Genomic DNA, 3,076 nt, shown 5'->3' on the forward strand with positions numbered 1-3,076 from the left:
TTGTCGCAGCCGTCGATTCCCAATGTCTCGCAGTATCGGGATTCGCTGCTTTCTCCGGTGCACAACCGCTTCGCTTTCTGCCGGCGCGCCCCACGCTTTCTTGCGCGGCTCTGCGGAGCGGTTGTGCACCGGAGAAAGCAGCGAATCCCGATTCTGCGAGACATTGGGAATCGACGGCTGCGACAGGTCGAGCGTCGCGAGCAGCGGCCAGCGCGTGCGCGCGTGACTTGCCTCGTTTTCCCGGCCGATCTCCTGATAGTCGCTGGCATCGCCGCCAAATTGATCGAAGAGCTTTTCAATATCGCGCGAAGGGTTCATGTGCTGCATCCTCGTACTCTCGGTTTTACTTTGGGCGTAACCCTTGCGATCACTGGCCAGTGACCTGTGCGCTCATGGCGCTTTATCTGGGTTGATGCCTGATCGACTGTTTATTCGTGGTCGTGCTGTCTTGCTTCAATACCGCGCTGAATGACTTGACGCCTTAGCTTGTATATCGGCCGAGCCGAAACTCGACTGCAGCGGTTTCGTCGAATTCTCCTGCCTGCACCACGGCGAGCCCGTCAGCGCCGAGCGCACTCAGCCATTCCTGATAGGCGCCTTCGAGAAACGCCGGCGTCCACGGCAATGCGTTCGCGCCGAATGCGAGCAGTGGCGGGCAGCAATGCACGATGCGCAGATACTCCGGCTCGTCCGTCACTTCCACAAAACCCCAGTCGACGTCATTCCAGACCGCATTCAAGGCAGCGCCCAGTTCGGGCGTATTGCTGCACGCGGGAAGCGGATGCGCGGCTGCGAAGCGGCGACCGACGCGTTGCATCAACTGACGGAGTTCATCGCGGCCGATCTGCGTGTCGAACTCTTCGGCAAGCGCGACGAGAACGCCACGCCATTGCGAAGAAATTTGCCGGTCCAGCAGATAGTCCAGAGTCATAGCCATGGTGTCGGAAGAAAGCAGCCAGGTGGTCAGTAGAAATGTGATGTTCTCGAGAGCCGCGGCGAATCAGTATTAATTACACGTTACCGCGGGGTATTGAGCAATGAATCCAGTACGCCTTACCCGTTAAGCGGGGAGTCTACTTCAAGGTGATTTGTTTTTGCCACTTAACGCACCTTAGCAAAAACTTTTGTGGTTTAAGCCGCAAATAGAAGGCAAAAAGACCGTTTTGTTCAGCTTATGTAGGAAGCGTCAGATGGCGCAAACGTTAAAGCGCCAGTTTCTTTCGTCAGTTTAATCGCGCTTCAATGCGCAATTGATGTATTACGTTTGAACGGACGATTCGGATGTCAGCGTTTACCAGCGGGGATGATTCATCAGTCAGAAAATACCTGCCACTTCGGTCCGGCCCCATTGCGCTTGTTCTGACCTTGATTTTCTGGACAGCCGCGGTGCCGTCACATCGCGATCAATGCGGCAATCACCACGTAGCGCGCTGTCTTGGCAATCGTCACGATCACGAGAAACGACCACAACGGCTCGCGCAGAACGCCGGCGATCATCGTCAGCGGATCGCCTATCACCGGCGTCCAGCTAAGCAGCAAGGTCCATCGGCCGAAGCGCTTGTACCAGTTCTCGGCGCGATCGAGTGCGCGTCCCTTGATCGGGAACCAGCGTTTGTCGCGCAGCTTTTCAATGGAGCGTCCAAGCGCCCAATTGATCGTCGATCCCGCCACGTTTCCCACGCTCGCGACCGCGACGAGCATCCAGACGGGTTGCTTATGGGCAATCAATAATCCGGCGAGCAGTGCTTCGGACTGAAGGGGAAAGAGCGTCGCCGCAATCAGGGCGACCGCGAAGAGGCCGGCGTAGACGGATAAATCGACCATAAATAATTAAAGAGCGGCGCGCGCGGCGGTTGAAAGGCCGACAGCTTAACGGGTTCCGCATCACTTCCAAGTGTTCTCCAAGTAAATGAACCGATTGAAAGCTCGCAGCACCCTTGTTACCTTGAGGCTGTGCTGCTGATCCGGGCACACATCATTCAGGAGACGTTATGCCTTACATGCTGCTCATTGCCGAACCCGTTGGTCAGCGCGCTGAACGCACGGAAGCCGAAGGGCGGTTGCTTTACGACCGCATGGTCGAATTCGGCGCGGGGCTGAAAGAGCGTGGACTGCTGGTTGCGAGTGAATCGCTGGCATCGGACGGATTGCGGGTCAAGAAGCGCGACGGCAAGGCGAGCCTGACCGACGGGCCTTTCGCCGAAGCCAAGGAAATGATCGGCGGCTTTTTCATGCTCACGTGTGAGACGCAGGAAGAGGCGATCGAGATTGCATCGGCGTGTCCGGCCGCGGAGTGGTGCGAGGTCGAAGTTCGCAAGATCGCGCCGTGCTGGGTGTGAGCGTTTGCTCAGGATCGTCGAAAGTCATTAAAACGATGTCGATTCGGTGAATCGTGAATCGTCGTGGAGATGAGAGCGCAGCGCGCGTTCTTGCTTCCAACCTCGAGGAGACGGCGATGCGATTCATCATCATGGTCAAGGCCAACGAAAATACCGAAGCAGGCGTTCTTCCGGACGAAGCGCTGTTAAGCGCAATGGGCGCGTATCACGAGGAACTCTCGAAAGCCGGCGTGTTGCTCGATGCAAGCGGTTTCCATCCGAGCGCCACGGGCTGGCGAGTGCGTTACGAGAACGGCCGGCGCACGGTCACGGATGGACCTTTTGCCGAGACGAAAGAGTTGATTGCCGGATACACGCTGATCCAGGTCCGTTCGCGCGAGGAAGCCGTGGAATGGGTGCGCCGTTTTCCAGCGCCGATGGGCGAGCACGAAAGCGGCGAGATAGAAGTGCGGCGACTGTACGAACTCGATGAACTCGGCTCGGGCGAAGCCTTCGACCTCTTTCGTGAGCTCCTGCCCGCGCGGCGTTAGATGCCGATGCTCGACTGAGAATGACGAGGACTTTGAATGCACAAGCGATTCCACGAGCCCATGCAGATGGTCGCCAGAGCAACAGCGGCGGCCGCATCGTGAGCGAAACGCCGGGCGAGCAGGATCAGGCCACGCATCGCGCGATAGAAGCCGTATGGCGGCTGGAATCGGCGAAGGTCATCGCGGTGGTCACGCGGCTGGTGCGTA

The 3,076-nt window shown here is 58.0% G+C and carries 5 protein-coding genes; 2 read left to right on the plus strand and 3 right to left on the minus strand.

Annotated elements, in window-relative coordinates:
• The 3 genes from bcsP to ACRXB1_RS33560 all read right to left on the minus strand — a co-directional run.
• A partial coding sequence (gene bcsP, locus ACRXB1_RS33550; RefSeq protein WP_449494476.1) for a cellulose biosynthesis protein BcsP occupies window positions 1-318 on the minus strand: 318 nt, incomplete at its 3' end.
• Between the two features lie 163 nt (window positions 319-481).
• Window positions 482-937: a cellulose biosynthesis protein BcsD gene (bcsD, locus tag ACRXB1_RS33555; protein WP_449494477.1), complete on the minus strand. Its 456-nt coding sequence runs from the start codon at window positions 935-937 to the stop codon at window positions 482-484.
• 455 nt (window positions 938-1,392) lie between these two features.
• On the minus strand, window positions 1,393-1,824 hold the full coding sequence (locus tag ACRXB1_RS33560; protein ID WP_062002883.1) for a YqaA family protein: 432 nt from the start codon (window positions 1,822-1,824) through the stop codon (window positions 1,393-1,395).
• A 167-nt stretch (window positions 1,825-1,991) separates the two neighbouring features.
• Between ACRXB1_RS33560 and ACRXB1_RS33565 the strand changes: the two genes are divergently transcribed.
• Together ACRXB1_RS33565 and ACRXB1_RS33570 are read left to right on the plus strand one after the other, a co-directional pair.
• Window positions 1,992-2,339: a YciI family protein gene (locus tag ACRXB1_RS33565; RefSeq protein WP_062002884.1), complete on the plus strand. Its 348-nt coding sequence runs from the start codon at window positions 1,992-1,994 to the stop codon at window positions 2,337-2,339.
• A gap of 116 nt (window positions 2,340-2,455) precedes the next feature.
• Entirely contained in the window at window positions 2,456-2,869 is a 414-nt protein-coding gene (locus ACRXB1_RS33570; RefSeq protein ID WP_449494478.1) for a YciI family protein, read from the plus strand.
• The last annotated feature ends 207 nt before the right edge of the window (window positions 2,870-3,076 follow it).

It is taken from the genome of Caballeronia sp. M23-90, assembly GCF_053574605.1.

What these genes read in the sequence shown, in the direction of transcription:
- bcsD (WP_449494477.1), bottom strand. Translation starts at nt 937, where the DNA reads ATGGCTATGACTCTGGACTATCTGCTGGACCGGCAAATTTCTTCGCAA.
- ACRXB1_RS33560 (WP_062002883.1), bottom strand. Translation starts at nt 1,824, where the DNA reads ATGGTCGATTTATCCGTCTACGCCGGCCTCTTCGCGGTCGCCCTGATT.
- ACRXB1_RS33565 (WP_062002884.1), top strand. Translation starts at nt 1,992, where the DNA reads ATGCCTTACATGCTGCTCATTGCCGAACCCGTTGGTCAGCGCGCTGAA.
- ACRXB1_RS33570 (WP_449494478.1), top strand. Translation starts at nt 2,456, where the DNA reads ATGCGATTCATCATCATGGTCAAGGCCAACGAAAATACCGAAGCAGGC.